Source organism: Dokdonia sp. MED134 (assembly GCF_000152925.2).
Lineage (GTDB): Bacteria > Bacteroidota > Bacteroidia > Flavobacteriales > Flavobacteriaceae > Dokdonia.
This window is the reverse complement of sequence record NZ_CP009301.1, coordinates 2,020,611-2,037,552: the sequence shown is the minus strand read 5'-3', so window position 1 is coordinate 2,037,552 and position 16,942 is coordinate 2,020,611. Positions and strand designations below refer to the sequence as shown.

General features: G+C 39.0%; 15 protein-coding genes. 7 read left to right on the top strand and 8 right to left on the bottom strand.

Annotation, left to right across the window (positions count from 1 at the left end; translation table 11 throughout):
• Positions 1-39 precede the first annotated feature (39 nt).
• The 3 genes from MED134_RS08925 to uvrC form a co-directional block, all read right to left on the bottom strand.
• Positions 40-807, bottom strand: a complete 768-nt coding sequence (locus MED134_RS08925; protein WP_038598077.1) for a hypothetical protein — start codon at positions 805-807, stop codon at positions 40-42.
• Positions 808-937: 130 nt separating this feature from the next.
• Complete coding sequence (locus MED134_RS08920; RefSeq protein ID WP_038598075.1) at positions 938-3,169, bottom strand: patatin-like phospholipase family protein; 2,232 nt, start codon at positions 3,167-3,169, stop codon at positions 938-940.
• Positions 3,166-4,962: an excinuclease ABC subunit UvrC gene (gene uvrC / locus MED134_RS08915; RefSeq protein ID WP_038598073.1), complete on the bottom strand. Its 1,797-nt coding sequence runs from the start codon at positions 4,960-4,962 to the stop codon at positions 3,166-3,168. The genes MED134_RS08920 and uvrC overlap by 4 nt, the downstream gene beginning before the upstream one ends.
• Positions 4,963-5,064: 102 nt before the next feature.
• On the opposite strand from uvrC, the gene MED134_RS08910 reads away from it, so the two are divergent.
• The 6 genes from MED134_RS08910 to MED134_RS08885 are packed head-to-tail and all read left to right on the top strand — an operon-like array spanning position 5,065 to position 9,556.
• Positions 5,065-5,511 carry an ATP-dependent zinc protease gene (locus MED134_RS08910; RefSeq protein ID WP_035326121.1) on the top strand — a complete coding sequence of 149 codons (447 nt, stop codon included), beginning with the start codon at positions 5,065-5,067 and terminating at the stop codon, positions 5,509-5,511.
• On the top strand, positions 5,486-6,358 hold the full coding sequence (gene rimK / locus MED134_RS08905; RefSeq protein ID WP_038598070.1) for a 30S ribosomal protein S6--L-glutamate ligase: 873 nt from the start codon (positions 5,486-5,488) through the stop codon (positions 6,356-6,358). The genes MED134_RS08910 and rimK overlap by 26 nt, the downstream gene beginning before the upstream one ends.
• A gap of 12 nt (positions 6,359-6,370) precedes the next feature.
• Positions 6,371-7,381 carry a succinylglutamate desuccinylase/aspartoacylase family protein gene (locus tag MED134_RS08900; RefSeq protein ID WP_035326119.1) on the top strand — a complete coding sequence of 337 codons (1,011 nt, stop codon included), beginning with the start codon at positions 6,371-6,373 and terminating at the stop codon, positions 7,379-7,381.
• Entirely contained in the window at positions 7,353-7,913 is a 561-nt protein-coding gene (locus MED134_RS08895; RefSeq protein ID WP_038598068.1) for a 5-formyltetrahydrofolate cyclo-ligase, read from the top strand. Before MED134_RS08900 ends, MED134_RS08895 begins: the two co-directional genes overlap by 29 nt.
• A gap of 45 nt (positions 7,914-7,958) precedes the next feature.
• Positions 7,959-9,110 carry a PAS domain-containing sensor histidine kinase gene (locus tag MED134_RS08890; protein WP_052084179.1) on the top strand — a complete coding sequence of 384 codons (1,152 nt, stop codon included), beginning with the start codon at positions 7,959-7,961 and terminating at the stop codon, positions 9,108-9,110.
• A 26-nt stretch (positions 9,111-9,136) separates the two neighbouring features.
• Positions 9,137-9,556: a response regulator gene (locus tag MED134_RS08885; RefSeq protein ID WP_038598066.1), complete on the top strand. Its 420-nt coding sequence runs from the start codon at positions 9,137-9,139 to the stop codon at positions 9,554-9,556.
• On the opposite strand, the gene MED134_RS08880 is transcribed toward MED134_RS08885, so the two are convergent.
• The 5 genes from MED134_RS08880 to MED134_RS08860 form a co-directional block, all read right to left on the bottom strand.
• Positions 9,543-10,175 carry a lipoprotein signal peptidase gene (locus MED134_RS08880; protein WP_038598064.1) on the bottom strand — a complete coding sequence of 211 codons (633 nt, stop codon included), beginning with the start codon at positions 10,173-10,175 and terminating at the stop codon, positions 9,543-9,545. The genes MED134_RS08885 and MED134_RS08880 overlap by 14 nt on opposite strands.
• 34 nt (positions 10,176-10,209) lie before the next feature.
• Positions 10,210-10,836: a hypothetical protein gene (locus tag MED134_RS08875; protein WP_148305648.1), complete on the bottom strand. Its 627-nt coding sequence runs from the start codon at positions 10,834-10,836 to the stop codon at positions 10,210-10,212.
• A gap of 70 nt (positions 10,837-10,906) precedes the next feature.
• Positions 10,907-11,290 carry a TraR/DksA family transcriptional regulator gene (locus tag MED134_RS08870; protein WP_035326112.1) on the bottom strand — a complete coding sequence of 128 codons (384 nt, stop codon included), beginning with the start codon at positions 11,288-11,290 and terminating at the stop codon, positions 10,907-10,909.
• A 2-nt stretch (positions 11,291-11,292) separates the two neighbouring features.
• Positions 11,293-14,700: an isoleucine--tRNA ligase gene (gene ileS, locus MED134_RS08865; RefSeq protein WP_038598060.1), complete on the bottom strand. Its 3,408-nt coding sequence runs from the start codon at positions 14,698-14,700 to the stop codon at positions 11,293-11,295.
• A 120-nt stretch (positions 14,701-14,820) separates the two neighbouring features.
• Positions 14,821-15,411, bottom strand: a complete 591-nt coding sequence (locus tag MED134_RS08860; RefSeq protein ID WP_035326111.1) for a carboxymuconolactone decarboxylase family protein — start codon at positions 15,409-15,411, stop codon at positions 14,821-14,823.
• Between the two features lie 191 nt (positions 15,412-15,602).
• On the opposite strand from MED134_RS08860, the gene MED134_RS08855 reads away from it, so the two are divergent.
• Positions 15,603-16,865, top strand: a complete 1,263-nt coding sequence (locus tag MED134_RS08855) for a S8 family serine peptidase (protein ID WP_038598058.1) — start codon at positions 15,603-15,605, stop codon at positions 16,863-16,865.
• Positions 16,866-16,942 lie beyond the last annotated feature (77 nt).

Genomic DNA, 16,942 nt, shown 5'->3' with positions numbered 1-16,942 from the left:
TATATGGCTCCTTTTTTATGCTCTAGATTTTGTCACCCACTATTTAGAGTCTTCTACTTCTGTAATAAGAAATCCAGCCTGTGTTTTTGTTACTACAACCGTACGCTTATAGTTTTTAAGATTGTAGGCATATGCTAGGTTTTGTATTTTGCCTTTGGGACTTACATTTATAGTAAGCTCGTCTGTAAGTGTTCTTTCTCTTTTTTCTTTGTTCAAAATTGTTACCGAGCCCTTAGTATTGAAATTGGGCTGAATTTCTTTTGGTAAATTAAATAGGCGTTGTGTGATTTTATACGTTTCCTCCCAAGTTTTAGAGGGTAACTCTATAGATGTTGTCATACCATACGCCTCTCCGTCTTTATGAGCCTTTGTAACCACATTTACTATATGATCTTTTGTACTTATGCGATTTGCATAATCTTTTACCGTCTCTCGAGGTTGAGGAGGGGCTAGAGTAGTGAGATATCCATTAAAAGCAAAACCAGTAGCTCCTTGATAACTTACCTCAACCATCTCGCCAGAGATGCCTCCTAGGGTCATTGCTGTATGTTGTGGAGTACTTAAGTATTTTACTTGAGCACCATAAGGGAGAACAAGAAGTTTTTTTGATTTAAGATTTGTACCAGAGCGCAGAGATAAGCCTGAAGTTGCATTTACATAATAGTAAGTTTCTGTAAGTTCATTACTGGGAGAGGCGATCGCAATAAGCTCATTATTTTGTTGCGGTTCCTCCTTATTAGACTTAGAGTTACAACTAGCTAATGTTACAATTGAAATAATAGCAAGGGTGAAGATGTGGTTTTTCATAATTGATGATTTTGGTTAAACAATGTATCAAGAGAAACCACGATATGTGCCACAAATTACTGAGGTATCGTTAAAAAAATGATAAAACTACGACAACGCTTAGCCCTTGCCATTATTGCCTTAACGCAAATTAAAATTCAAAACCAAGGTTTATAAACCACTCGCTACTCTTTACTTCTGGACTATATGTATATTTTATTATAAGAGGCCCCAGTAGGGTCTCGGCTCCATAGCCTATAGCATATCCAGAATAAGCTGGAGGTGGCAGCCAGGACTTAGTACTATCAAAAAGGTCATACCCTACATTTGCAAAATTTGCAGAAACATTAATATGATTTTTGGGAAAAATCTCATAGTCTATATCAAACACAGCTTTTACATAACCGTCACCTAGTATGCTTAAATAATCATACCCCAAGAATGGGATAATATTATTTATTCTTTTTGCACCATATCCCCCTAGCGCAAAGTCTAGTGACCTATTATTTGTACCACCTAATTTAAATCCACCAGCGGCTTCAACTGTTGTCGTGATGCGATCTGAAAGACTTGCGGCATACATAAATCTTGCATTTGCAATACCAAACTCACTAAAATTATTATTATAGTCTGATGAAAATAAATAAACATCAAAATCTGCATCAAATAGCACTCCAGAGTTTGGGAAATACTTGTTATCAAGCGAGTCATATTTGAGTTGAGAATAAGCCCCACCCATATGACTTTTGTCAAAGATTACAGCGGTTTCTCCCTCTGTAGTAGGTAGTACAGTCTCTGTTTCTACATCAAGAAACTTATGCTGTACACCTATATTAAAAGAAAATTGTTTTGCCAGTATGGTTTGTAAATATATCCTATTTGATACATCTTGATAGCCTAGGTTAACACGATTTATACCTTCGAGAGAAACCCCATCTGTGGCATCAAAAAGTTGGGCATTTACGCCTTTTTCAAAAGAGGTGTATGAAGATTTAAGACCTACGCTCCAGTAAAAACCTTTGTCTATATAGTAATCAAAATTATACCGGATGTTGTCACCCAGTATAAGATCAAAAGAGGCAACGTCATTTTTAAACAGAACTCTTTTTTTTGTAAAATTCACAAGGCCCGCAGTTCGATATAAATCATCATAATGTAACGCAAGACGCAATGATTGTGTGCTTTTTGACTCTTGAAGCTCTAAGTGCAATACTTTTTCACCCGCTACATTTTGTAAGCGGTGGCCTATCTTTTCAAAATTTTCGGTTGCAGAGAGGTTATTTAATCCATTATAAAAATCTTCATAAGAAATTTTAACCGGTGGTGTGAGCTTAAGTTTTCCCAGTACGTAAGCACGTGTGTATTTTTCATTACCAGTAATACTAACGGTAGCAATTTGTATAGAATCTTTTATGGTGGGTGAAACACGCTTTCGCGAAAGCGGTTTTTGCCTCACCCCTATAGCTTGTAAAGTTTGAAACTGCTCCTTTGCCTTAGTCTCCCCAAGGTTTATTATCTCACGACCTTGATCAAAAGAGACCACAGAATAGGAATCTATGGCGGGTCTTATATAAACATCTGTGTCCTTCTTTTTTGTTTCCATCGCTTTTGCAGTGCGATAGTTATTAATCTGTAAGAGTACTTCTGTGGCAGATTTGAGGTGATCTCTACCTCGCAAGGTATCTTGTACATCTACGCCTATGATAATCTCCATCCCTTTATCACGTAACTCTTTTACCGGATAATTATTTACCACACCACCATCTATGAGGACTTTATCATCAAGCAATACAGGACTAAAAAGCGATGGTAAAGCCCCACTAGCACCTAGGGCCTCCGGTAGGTAACCTTCTTCTAAGACTACCTGTTCTCCATTTTCTACATCTGTAGCGATACATAAAAAGGGAATGGGCAGTTTACTAAAATCTGTAAGATCAGACACGTGATCAAGGTTCTTAACAAGAAGATTATAGGTGTTTTGTCCCTTACTAAGTGAGCTAGGTAGGGAGACCTTAAAATTGTCAAAAGGGAGGGTGATAGCATATCGCTCATCATCGTGACGCTCATATGGAGTTTTTGCTCTACGAGGTAAATTATCCTGAATGATATTATCAAAATTTACCGCAGTAAAAATAGAATCTAGTTGTTGAGCACTATAACCAGATGCATAAAGACCACCTACGATGGCTCCCATACTTGTACCGGCAATATAATCTATACGCACACCTGCATCTTCTATAGCTTTAAGAACACCTATGTGAGCAAGTCCTTTTGCACCACCACCGCTTAACACAAGACCTACTTTTACATCACCTTCTGGCACATCTTGCGCATAGATAGGTATGGCGAGTAGCGTTATTGCGATGAGGAGGAGTTTTCTCATTGTTTTACGTGATAGTGGTTATAGATAATTGTTGCTTTTGCTGGCCCTATCACCTCTGTAAGGCTCTTTTTTGAAGCAGTTTTTACTTTTGAAACAGATCTATAATGTTTAAGTAAATCTACGATAGTTTTTTCACCTATACCTTTTATAGTATCTAGTTCTGTTCCGAGTGCTGCATTACTACGCTGGTTGCGGTGAAAGGTGATACCAAAACGGTGAGCCTCGTTGCGTAAGTGTTGTATGATTTTAAGGGTCTCACTTTTTTTATCAAGATATAGCGGGATACTGTCACCAGGATAGAACAGTTCTTCAAGCCGCTTTGCTATACCTATAATTGCAATCTTACCACGCAGCCCTAAGTCATCTAGTGCTTTTACGCCGCTTGATAGTTGTCCTTTACCACCATCTACAATAATGAGTTGAGGTAGTGGTTCTCCTTCATTAAGCAAGCGTTTATACCTTCTAAATACGACCTCTTCCATACTTGCAAAATCATCTGGACCCTCGACAGTTTTTATATTAAACTTACGGTAATCACTTTTACTGGGTTTACCGTTTTTAAACACCACGCAAGCGGCAACTGGGTTTGTACCCTGTATGTTTGAGTTGTCAAAACACTCTATGTGTCTAGGCTCTTCACTAAGTCGTAGGTCTACTTTCATTTGTGCCATAATTCTATTAGTATGGCGATCTGGATCTACAATTTTAGTTTGTTTAAAACGCTCCATACGGTAGTATTTTGCGTTACGCTCAGAGAGTTCTAGTATGCGTTTTTTGTCTCCTAGCTTAGGCACAGTGATTTTAAATCTAGAGCCAAGGTCTACCGGAAATGGCACATATATCTCTTTTGAGTTATGATCAAAACGTTGTTGTATTTCTATAATACCTAGCTCTAGCAGTTCTTTATCTGTTTCGTCTAGTTGTTTTTTGAGTTCTAAGGTGTGTGATTTTATAATAGCACCGTGGCTTATCTGTAAGAAGTTTACATAGCCGTAGCCTTCATCACTTATAATAGAGAAAACATCTACGTTACTTATTTTTGGGTTTACAACGGTACTCTTAGACTGGTAGCCTTCTAGTATGTCAAGTTTTTCTTTAATGCGCTGTGCATCTTCAAACTCCATTGCTTCGGCGTGGGCTTTCATTTTTTCGCGAAAGCGAGCCAGAGAGTCCTTAAAATCTCCCTTCACAATCTGTCGTATGTGCTCTATATGCTCGTGATATTCTTGCTCTGACTGCTTGTTTTCGCAGGCCCCCTCGCAATTACCTAAGTGATATTCAAGACAAACCTTAAATTTACCAGCGTCTACTTTTTCTTTGGATAGGTCATAGTTACAGGTGCGCAATTTGTAAAGATTTTTTATTAAATCTAGAAGTGTACGCACCGTTTTCATACTCGTGTATGGGCCAAAGTACTCACTACCATCCTTAATTAATCTACGCGTAGGGAACACCCTTGGGAAGCGCTCGTTTTTAATACAAATCCACGGGTAACTTTTATCATCTTTAAGCAAGACATTATATCGCGGTTGGTACTCTTTTATAAGGCTATTTTCCAGAAGTAGCGCATCTGTTTCGGTCTCTACGACGATGTGTTTCATCTCGTAAATTTTTTTCACCATTGTGCGTATACGCCCGTTATCGTGTGTTTTGTTAAAATAAGATAACACACGTTTTTTGAGATTTTTTGCCTTACCTACGTATAGTAATTTTTCATTCTTATCGTAATACTGGTATATCCCCGGGCTGGTGGGGAGGGTCTTGAGTTGAAGTTCTATTGGAGCAGCAGGCATACCCAAAGATAGTATATGATTGGTATTACGCTTTCGCGAAAGCGTAAAAAATCACGTTAAATTCTACTTAAAGAAAGCGCATATTTTATACCTTGCTATCATATGCCAAAACGTATAATAGGTCGCACAGACAAAGTAGACTTTCCGGAATTGGGACTTCAAGATATCGATGTAAAGGTCGATACGGGAGCTTATACCTCATCCATACACTGTCATAACATTGTGGAAGAGAAGGATAACCTTATTTGTACATTTTTTGATAAAAAGCACCCTTTATACAATGGCCAAGTGATGACTTTTAGCGATTATGACATTGCTGCGGTGCGCAGTAGTAATGGAGAGATACAGTATCGTTATGAGGTGCAGAGCAAGATTACCGTATATGGAAAAACATATAAAATATCACTCACCCTAACCTCTAGGGAAGATATGCGATTTCCTGTACTTCTAGGTCGTAAGTTCCTTACCAATAAATTCATAGTAGACACCTCGCTTACAGATGTGTCTTATAACCTCAAAAAGAATGAATCTAAAAATTTTATCTCGTAATCCTAATTTATATAGTACGGCTAGGCTGCAAGAAGCTGGGCTCAAAAGAGGTCACAGTGTAGAGGTCATAGACCCTCTTAAGTGTGATCTTATTATAGAGAAGAAAAACCCTACGGTATTCTATAAAAATAGAACCCTTGAGACTGCAGATGCTGTCATACCACGCATAGGGGCGTCAATCACCTTTTATGGCACAGCCGTTGTGAGACAGTTTGAGATGATGAATACATTTACCACCACTACTTCACAGGCGCTTGTGCGCAGTAGGGACAAGCTGCGTAGCCTTCAGATCTTATCTAGATCTAAGCTGGGCTTACCAAAAACTGTTTTTACAAACTACTCTCGTGACGTAGGAGAGATGATTGCTCACGTAGGAGGTGCGCCTCTTATTATAAAACTACTTGAGGGTACACAGGGACTAGGTGTTGTTCTAGCAGAGACAAAAAATGCAGCAGAGTCTGTGATAGAAGCTTTTAATGGACTAGAAGCGCGCGTGATAGTGCAAGAGTATATCAAAGAAGCAAAGGGAGCAGATTTAAGAGCCTTTGTAGTAGACGGGCAGATAGTAGGCGCTATGAAGCGACAAGGAAAAGAAGGAGAGTTTAGATCAAACCTTCATCGCGGTGGTACTGCAGAGATTATAACCCTATCTGACGAAGAAGAAAATGCAGCCATCAAGGCGGCAAAAGCAATGGGACTAGGCGTAGCAGGTGTAGATATGCTACAAAGTGAACGCGGGCCGCTTATACTTGAGGTAAACTCATCACCTGGTCTTGAAGGCATAGAGAAAGCAACTGGAAAAGATATAGCAAAGACTATCATACGTTATATAGAGCGTAGCATATAATTATCAAAACATTTGGCACACATAGATGAACATAATGTGCTCACCATACTAGGGGAGCAAATCTTACCAGGTAAGAGCGCAACAGTAAATTTTAATATTGCAAAATTATATACGGCCTCCTCTGTTGAGGTGCCTATCATTATAGAAAGGGCCGTACAGCCTGGCCCTGTCATATTAATTACATCCGGCATACACGGTGACGAGATAAATGGTGTAGAGATTGTAAGGCAGCTTATAGCAAAGAAGATAAATAAACCTAAAATAGGAACCATTATCTGTGTGCCAGTGGTCAATATTTTTGGTTTTTTAGATATGAAACGTGCCTTTCCAGATGGGAGAGACCTCAATAGAGTGTTTCCTGGTAATCCTAGAGGGTCACTGGCCAGTAGATTTGCCTACCAGTTTGTAAAGAAAATTTTACCAGTAGCAGATTTATGTCTTGACTTCCATACCGGAGGTGCCTCTCGTTTTAACGTTGCACAAGTTCGTATAGACCCACTAGATGTAGACTCTATGAAGTATGCAACTATCTTTAATGCACCATTTACATTACACTCCAAAGTAATTTCAAAATCATATAGAGCCACTTGTTCTAGAATGAATAAATCTACCATTCTCTTTGAGGGGGGTAAATCTAAAGTAAGCGATAAAGAAATTGCTCGACTAGGTGTTTTTGGTACAATGCGAGTACTTAATCATTTAGATATGCTTGATGATAAATTTACAGTACCAGAAGCACCAAAACCCTCAGTACTCGTAGAGAGCACTCGCTGGATGCGCGCACAATATTCAGGGTTACTACATACTAAAGTTTCTTGTGGTGAGCGCCTCACTGTGGGACAACATATCGCAACCATTACAGATCCTTACGGAAAATTTAGACACGTGGTGAAGGCAAAAAATGAGGGATATGTAATTAATGTAAATGAGGCATCACTTGTATATCAAGGTGATGCAATTTTTAATATCTCTAGAGAACATAATGAAGACCAAGATGAAGCAGGAGCTGAGGAAGAAGTATAAAAACCTTCGTAATTCCTTAACTCTAGAAAAGCTAGATGAACTAAGTCTTGAAATTGCAAATCAAGCATTGAGCCTAGACATATGGGAGCACGAGTTTTATCACATCTTCTTGCCTATAGAACGCTTACGCGAAATTAACACGGAGTTTCTTCTTTCGATTTTAGGAGGTAAAGACAAGAATATTGTACTCTCTTCATCAGATTTTAACGACAATACGATGAAGCATTATTTACTTACAGACAGCACAAAAATTGTTGTAAACAAGTATGGCATTCCAGAGCCAGCTGGCGGTATCGAGATCCCTGCAAGAAATATAGATGTTGTTTTTATACCTCTACTAGCTTATGATCAAGAAGGTAACAGAGTGGGCTACGGCAAGGGGTTTTATGATCGCTTTTTATCTCAATGTAAGAGTGATGTGGTAAAAATAGGGCTTAGTTTTTTTGAGCCAGAAGAAGAGATAATCGTAAAAAACAGCCAAGACATTGCACTAAATAGCTGTATTACACCGAAAAAGGTGTATCATTTTTAGGCCATTTTGATTTATTTGGTATATTCATAATCCCAAATCATATTTATGAATATAACTGCCTTTACAATGAAGAGAAGGAGAGATTCTCATACCCACTCATCACCTATGGAAAAGTCTGATCAGTTTTCTATTGATAAATTTTACTATCAAGAAATTTCTGCCTTAACAGAGGCTGGTGGCTGGAGTGTAGATTTTAAGAATAAAACCAGTCATTTTGACCATCAGGCACGTGTCATACTGGATGTTCCTAAAGATTACGTACCCACATTAAGGTCCGGCTATAAATTTTATGCAGAAGAGCATCTAGATCGAGCAACGGAGTTCTTTTTTGGTTGTGCAGAAGGGAAACCATTCTCTACAGAAATAAAAATGCAAACTTATAACGGAGAGATTTTCTGGGCTATTGCAAAAGGAAAACCGCTTAGAGATGAGTCCGGAGAGATTATAGGTATACGAGGCGTTTTTAGAAAAATAGATGAACAAAAGAAAAGAGAGCAACAACTGGAGCAATCTCTCAAGCTCATAGAAGGTCATAACTCTAGACTCTATGACTTTGCACATATTATATCTCATAACTTAAGGTCACAGGTGAGCAATTTACAAATGTCTTCTGCATTAATGGATAGATCTACTCTTACAGAAGATCAAATAGAGCTAGTAAATAACTTTGAAAAAATAGGCAATAGCCTAGACGTTACACTTCAGCATCTTAATAAGATTGTAAGTGTTCATAATATCTCAAATACAAAATTAGAACCTGTTGTTATAAAAGACGTTTATGACCGTGTAGTCGCTGGCCTTAGCCAAGATATTAGAGCGAGTAGGGCGGTTATGTATACAGAATTTTCTGAAGTAGAAGAGGTGATGTACATAGAAGCCTATCTAGAAAGTATATTACAAAACTTGATAACTAATGCGTTGCGATACAAACATCCAGACCGTGACCCAGAAATAACTGTCTTTACCTATGAAGAAAATGGCAAGAAATACCTTATGGTACGAGATAATGGTTTAGGTATAGATCTAGAGAAGCACGGTAAAGATCTTTTTAAACTATATAAAACCTTTCACGGTAATAAAAATGCTTTAGGCTTAGGACTTTTTCTAACACATAATGAGGTCCAAGCAATGGGCGGAGACATTACTGTAGAAAGCAAAGTAGATAAAGGTTCAAAATTTATTGTTACATTACAGTAGATTTAAGTTAATTCCCCCAATCATATATGAATTACCCCATAAAACTAGCTTGCCTCATAGACGATGATGATATGTACGTAAGCCTGCTTACCAAGCTCATAGATATACGTAAACTCGCAGAAGAAATACTTGTATTTAAAAACGGCGAAGAGGCGTTAAATCACTTCGTAAGTAGCTTTAAAGATCCTCAAGGACAGCCTGTACCACAAATAATTTTACTAGATCTCAATATGCCTATAATGGATGGATGGGGATTTCTTGAAGAATTAAGCAAGCACGACTTTCCTGCACTTAACAACTGTACACTGTATATTGTGAGTAGCTCTATAAACCCCGTAGATATAGAGCGCTCTAAGCACTTTAACCTCGTAAAAGACTTTATTGTAAAACCTATAGGTCCTAACGAGCTGATCGAGATATTTTCAGAAGCACCTACTGCGCCGTAGTTACTTTTTCCTCTTGAGGAAACACGCGCTTGTTAAATACAAGTAGGATACCTACGCCCGTACTTATCGCCATATCTGCTACATTAAATATGGCATTAAAAAATGTAAAGGTTTTACCTCCTAAAAAAGGAACCCATTCTGGCCACATAGCATCTTGTATAAAAGGAAAGTAGAGCATATCTACCACTTTTCCAAAGAGAGGGTCTGCATACCCACCACCTTCTGGCATAAAGGTCGCAATCTGGCTAGGCGTGCTCGCGCTAAAAATAGACCCGTAAATAAGAGAATCTATAATATTACCTACAGCACCAGCAAAGACCAGTGACAGTGCGACAACCAGCAATTTTGGCGCATTGTTTATTACAGACTTATATAAGTAATAGCCTATCACTGGAGCTATAATAAGCCTAAAGAGAGAAAGCGTGATTTTACCATATTTACCCGGTAGCTCTACGCCCCAAGCAGCTCCTTGATTTTCTACAAAGAAAATCTGAAACCAGTCTAGACCAAAAACCTGTATACTCTCACGTAGGTAAAAATTAGTTTTAATATATACCTTAAGTACTTGATCTACTAGAAGTATCAAAAACACAATAAGAGCAACTTTTTTTAACGACATAATATAGTTTTGAAACGTGACAAAAATAGGGTATTCACAACGATTTTACTACCGTCACATCACCGTGTATACTTTTGATTGCGAGCAATGGGCCTTTTGCTTGAGTAGGAGGGATATCAACCTTTCCATTTCTAGATTGTGCGGTGACATTAACCAGATTGCTGGAGATATAAATACTCCCAGATATGGTGTTTATTTTTCCGCTTTCGCGAAAGCGGAATTCTTCCCCCTTAAAATGCCCGCGACCTAGATCTATGCGTACTTGGCCAAGCTTTCCATAGGTATCTACACTAGCCAAAGTTGAGTAAATAGAAACATCTAAACCTATAGGAATAATAATCTCAAGCTCAATAGCCATTACCTTATGGGCAGCTAGTTTATCATTAAAAGGGATGTAATCTGGAGTCTTTCCTGTAGTGATTTTAAGTACTCCATCGTTTGTGGAAGTATTGAGCATCGTACTTGCAAAGGTCTCCCCATCTATAATGGTTGCTACTGTAATCTCTCTTACCTCTCCTGTAGTAATCTTAATTTTAAAAATCTCATTACTATGTATATACAACTCCTTTATAGCTGTTGCATCATAAGTTTGTGAAAGTCGTTTTTGAGCATATAAACTCATCGTGACTAGCATAAATAATATGGACAAACGTAAACTCAAATACTAAAGGGGATTTATAAAAAAAGCGCTCATAAGAACGCTTTTTTAATTATAGATTGTATAACAACTATTATGACTGCATATTCTTTGCCTCAATACTTAAAGTTGCGTGAGGAACTAACTTTAAACGTTCTGGGTTGATAAGCTTTCCAGTCACACGGCATATACCGTACGTCTTGTTATTAATACGAGTAATCGCATTTTTAAGATCACGTATAAATTTCTCTTGACGTATAGCAAGTGCACTGTTTGCCTCTTTACTCATCGTGGCGCTACCTTCGTCAAAAGATTTAAACTGCGGTGACGTGTCATCTGTACCGTTGTTACCATCGTTGAGGTAAGCACTTTTGATAAGCTCGAGATCGTGTTGTGCTTTCTCAATCTTCTTTTCTATTAATTCTCTAAACTCAGCGAGCTGTGCATCGCCAAATCTTTCTTGTGTGTCGTTTGCCATAACTAGTGTTTTGAAATGGTTAAAAATGTTTTTATATCGTCAAAAGCAATCTCTAGCCCTTCACTTAGTGTAGGTACAATTTCTAGAGTATCTGCTAGTGTTTCTGCTTTAATATAGTCTGCATTTGCAGCTACCGTTTGAGCAATTGCCGGCTCATCTTGTAACTGTATGTGTATGCGATCTGTCACTTCAAATCCAGAGTCCTTACGCAGGTTCTGTATACGGTTAACCAATTCTCGTGCCACGCCTTCTTTTTTAAGCTCATCACTTATCGTTACATCTAGTGCAACAGTTACTCCAGCATTACTCGCAACTAGCCAGCCTTCAATATCTTGCGATGTTATCTCAACGTCACCTGCCTGCAAAATAGTATTTTCCCCATTAATTTCAACGGTTAATTCTCCATCTTGCTCAATTTTTGCGATATCCTCAGCTTGTAAAGAATTTATCTTGCTGGCAACCAGCTTCATATCTTTTCCAAAACGAGGTCCTAACACCTTAAAATTAGGCTTGATTTGCTTCACTAAAATCCCAGAATCATCAGAAATGAGCTCAATCTCCTTGACGTTTACCTCAGATTTAATCAAATCTGCTACGGCTAGGATCTCATTTTTGTCATTTTCATTAAGCACAGGGATCATAATACGCTGTAACGGTTGGCGTACTTTTATCTTCTCTTTTGCTCTTAATGAGAGTGTTAGTGAGCTTACTATCTGTGCCTTTTGCATTTTGTGCTCAAGCGCAGTGTCTATATAAGCGGCATCGCTCACAGGGAATTCTGCGAGGTGTATACTCTCAAAATTTTCTTTTCCAGTAGCAGCGTTGAGGTCTTTATAGAGTTTTTCCATAAAGAATGGTGCTACGGGAGCACTAAGCTTTGCTACCGTCTCAAGACAGGTATATAATGTTTGGTATGCAGAGATTTTATCGGTAGCATATTCACCCTTCCAGAAACGTCTTCTACTTAGTCGTACAAACCAGTTAGATAGGTTTTCTTGTACAAAAGTGTCTATCGCCCTTGTTGCTTTGGTAGGCTCATATTCGGCATAAAACTTATCTACCTCTGCTATAAGACTGTGAAGTTCTGATAGTATCCATCTGTCTATTTCTGGACGTTGAGAAAGTTCTATTTCCGCTTCCGCGAAAGCGAAATTATCAAGATTTGCATACAGCGCAAAGAAGTTATACGTGTTGTAAAGTGTTCCAAAGAACTTACGTTTTACTTCTTCTATTCCTTCCAAATCAAACTTGAGGTTATCCCAAGGGTTTGCGTTAGAAATCATATACCAGCGCGTTGCATCTGGCCCGTATTTTTCTAGGGTCTCAAAAGGATCTGTTGCATTACCAAGACGCTTAGACATCTTTTGCCCATTCTTGTCAAGTACTAGTCCGTTAGAAACTACATTTTTATAGGCTACATCGTCAAAGATCATAGTAGCAATCGCGTGGAGTGTATAAAACCATCCACGAGTTTGGTCTACACCTTCGGCTATAAAATCTGCTTTACGCCAAGTGTCTTCTACGAGCTCTTTATTTTCAAAAGGGTAGTGCCATTGCGCATAGGGCATAGATCCGGAGTCAAACCATACATCTATAAGGTCTGCCTCACGTGTCATAGGCTGCCCGCTGTCTGAGACGAGCGTAATTTTATCTACAATGTTTTTGTGAAGATCTACAAGCTCGTAATTTTCTTCACTCATATCGCCCACTTTAAACCCTTCAAAAGGATCTGTGTCCATCACACCTTTGTCAAGTGCCTTTTGGATTTCGGCTTTAAGTTCGGCTATAGAGCCTATGAGGATTTCTTCTTTTCCATCTTCCGTTCTCCATATAGGAAGCGGTATTCCCCAGAAACGGCTACGTGATAAATTCCAGTCGTTTGCATTTGCAAGCCAGTTTCCAAAACGTCCTTCACCTGTAGACTTGGGTTTCCAGTTTACGCCAAGGTTAAGCTCGTGCATACGATCTTTAAAATCGGTCACTTTTATAAACCAAGAATCTAGCGGGTAGTAAAGTACCGGCTTGTCTGTACGCCAGCAATGTGGGTAACTGTGTACGTACTTCTCAACCTTAAAGGCTTTATTTTCTTCTTTTAAGCGTATCGCAAGTTCCACGTCCATAGAACGTTCTGGAGCCTCACCATCTGCATAATATTCATTCTTGATGTACTTATTTCCAAACTCTTTGAGCTCAGGGCGAAATTTACCTTGAAGATCCACAAGCGGCACAAGGTTACCATCTTCATTTTTAATAAGAAGTGGTGGAATTTCTGGTGAAGCTAGTTTTGCAACCAAAGCATCATCTGCACCAAAAGTAGGTGCTGTGTGTACGATACCTGTTCCATCCTCTGTCGTTACAAAGTCTCCTGCAATTACTCGGAAAGCATCTTGAGGATTATCATTAGGTTGTACAAAGTCAAATAGTTGCTCGTAGCGAAGTTCAAGAAGGTCTGCTCCTTTAAATTCTCTAGCTACGAAGTATGGTATTTTTTTATCTCCAGCATTGTATGTGTCCAGTTCTTCTTTCGCGGAAGCTGAAACAAATTTCTTATCAAACTGCTTAGAGATTAAATTTTTAGCAAGGATAACCTTTACTGGCTCAAAAGTGTACTGGTTAAATGTCTCAACGAGTACATAATCTATCTTTTTCCCTACGGTAAGTGCCGTGTTTGAAGGTAGTGTCCAAGGTGTCGTCGTCCAGGCGATAAAGTAAGTATTCCCGTCTGCAAGTTCTTTTGCAAGTGGATTTTCACCTTGATCTGTGATTTTAAATTGTGCAACCACCGTAGTATCTGTCACATCGCGGTAACAGCCAGGCTGGTTAAGTTCGTGAGAGCTTAGTCCCGTTCCCGCCTTAGGAGAATACGGCTGGATGGTGTACCCTTTGTACAGTAAATCTTTGTTATAGATTTGCTTAAGTAGCCACCATACGGTTTCCATATATTTGGCCTTGTAGGTGATGTATGGATCTTCCATATCTACCCAGTAGCCCATTTTTTCGGTAAGGTCGTTCCAAATATCTGTGTAGCGCATCACGGCTTTTTTACAAGCCTCGTTATACTCCTCTACAGTGATTTTTGTACCGATATCCTCTTTGGTAATGCCAAGTTCTTTTTCAACACCAAGTTCTACAGGAAGTCCGTGTGTATCCCATCCCGCTTTACGCTTTACCTGAAAGCCTTTCATCGTTTTGTAACGAGGAAAAATATCTTTAATCGCACGCGCTAGTACGTGGTGTACACCCGGTAGTCCGTTTGCCGAAGGTGGTCCTTCAAAAAACACATACGGTTTTGCTCCTTCTCGAGAAGTAACCGACTTCTCAAAAACGTCATTTTCTTTCCAGTAGGCAAGTACCTCGCTAGCGATGTTAGGAAGGTCTAATCCTTTATATTCAGTGAACTTAGCGCTCATTTTGTAGTCTTTAAATGTTGTGCGCGAATTTACGAGATTTTTAGGCAATAAAGAAGTGCCTCAAGATGATAACATCTTGAGGCACTTCGAGTCTATTAAATTTATATATGATAAGGTGTTTTACACGTGTTTTCCTACTTCAAATCCGTGCTTTCCGAGGTATTGATTTCCAGAATCTATGGCGTCCTCTTCAAGCGTAGTCCCCATCGAGTCGTTCCAGCGGTTAAGGTATCCAAAGAGTGAAATCACCCCAAGCATTTCTACAATCTCACCTTCATCCCAGTATTTATATAATTCTTCCTTGATTTTTGCATCTACGGCATTTGGTACTTGGCTTGCTGCCAGTGAGAAATCAAGCGCAGCACGCTCAGCATCAGAAAAGGCATCGTGTGTGCGATACTCCCAGATGTTATCTAGTTGCTCTTGCTCTGCTCCATAGCGCTCTGCAGCACGTATAGCGTGCGCCTGGCAGTAACGACATCCAGTAGCATTACTAGACACCCACGCAATCATACGTTTTAAGGCAGAAGTCACTCGGCCTTGGTTTGCCATCACGGCTTTGTTGAGATTTATAAATGCGCGCGAGATATCAGGACGACGCTGCATTGTAAGTACCGAGTTGGGACAAAAGCCTAGTGTTTCATTAAAAAATAGGGCAAGTTCTTTGGTGGTTTCGTCGTGTTCGGCAGAGAGTGGTGTTACTAATGGCATAGGTTTGAATTGTGTTTTTGTTATAGAGTAAATATAGTAAGAGTTGAAGTTGTATTTATTGAAATTCTTAATGAAATAGTGATAATATTTTGAAAATACACTATGTATTTCGTCGAATATATAGTGAATACCTAATTTATTTAACATTTTATTCACATATTGTGATGCAAACAATTTAAAACCCTTTATAAATGAGAAGAAACGTGAAATTTTTGGCAACATCCCTAGCGGTGATTGCTATGGCAGTTGGATGTTCTGATGATACTATTGAAGATGGAATAGATCCGAGCTCAGAATTAATAACCGTGCAAGATGGAAATGAAGTAATGAACGAAAATGTGGGTACAGGGCAATTTATTCCTGGACAGTACATAGTCGTTTATAACACTGAGTTTGGAAAGTCTATGGATTTGCAATCATCTAAAGAGGCTGTTTTAAATCTAACCCAAGAAATTTTAGGAGGAGATAAATCTTTAGAAGAACTTAAGATTAAAAATATTTATTCAAAATCTTTAAACGGTGTAACATTATCGCTTAATAATGAACAATTAAAGGCTTTGAATGCTGATAGTAGAGTGAAGTTTGTAGAGCAAGATCAAATAGTACAATTTGCTCCTCCTTGTGGAACTCCTAATGGTGGGCCTTGTGATGGTAATGGTGGTGACGATGGCGGAAATGATAGTGGACAAGAGACTCCTTGGGGTATAACTAGAGTAAATGGAGGGGTTGCATATAGTGGCAACAATGTTGCTTGGGTATTAGATTCTGGTATTGATCTTGATCACGCTGATTTGAATGTAGATGCTTCAAGAGGTTTTAATGCATTTACATCTGGTAGGGATGGTAAGTCTTTAGATGACAGAAACGGACACGGAACACACGTGGCAGGAACAATTGCAGCAATAGATAATAGTATAGGCGTTATTGGTGTTGCAGCTGGAGCAAGTGTAATTCCTGTTAAAGTATTGGATTCGAGAGGTTCTGGTGCATATTCAGGTGTTATTGCAGGAGTAGATCACGTTGCGGCAAATGGATCTTCTGGTGATGTTGCCAATATGAGTTTAGGAGGCCCTGTATCTGTAGCTTTAGAACAAGCTATACAAGCTGCTGCGCAGACGGGTGTGAGATTTATGCTTGCTGCTGGGAATGAGGCTCAAGACGCAAATAATGTATCTCCGGCTAGAGTAAATGGAAACAATATTTATACTATATCGTCGATGGCTCAAGGAGATAATTGGTCGAGTTTCTCAAACTACGGTAACCCTCCAGTTGATTATTGTGCGCCAGGCTCAGCAATTAAATCTACTTGGAAGAGTGGTGGATATAACACAATAAGCGGCACCTCTATGGCAACTCCGCACGCCGCAGGAGTTCTACTTTTAGGTAACGCAGGAACAAGTGGAACAGTAAATGGAGATCCAGATGGAAACGCAGATGCAATTATAACACACTAAAAAGCTTCAAATATTAAGCAGACCGCTCTCGTAAGAGAGCGGTTTTTTTGTACCTTCATTTTTTAAGAAAATCACAC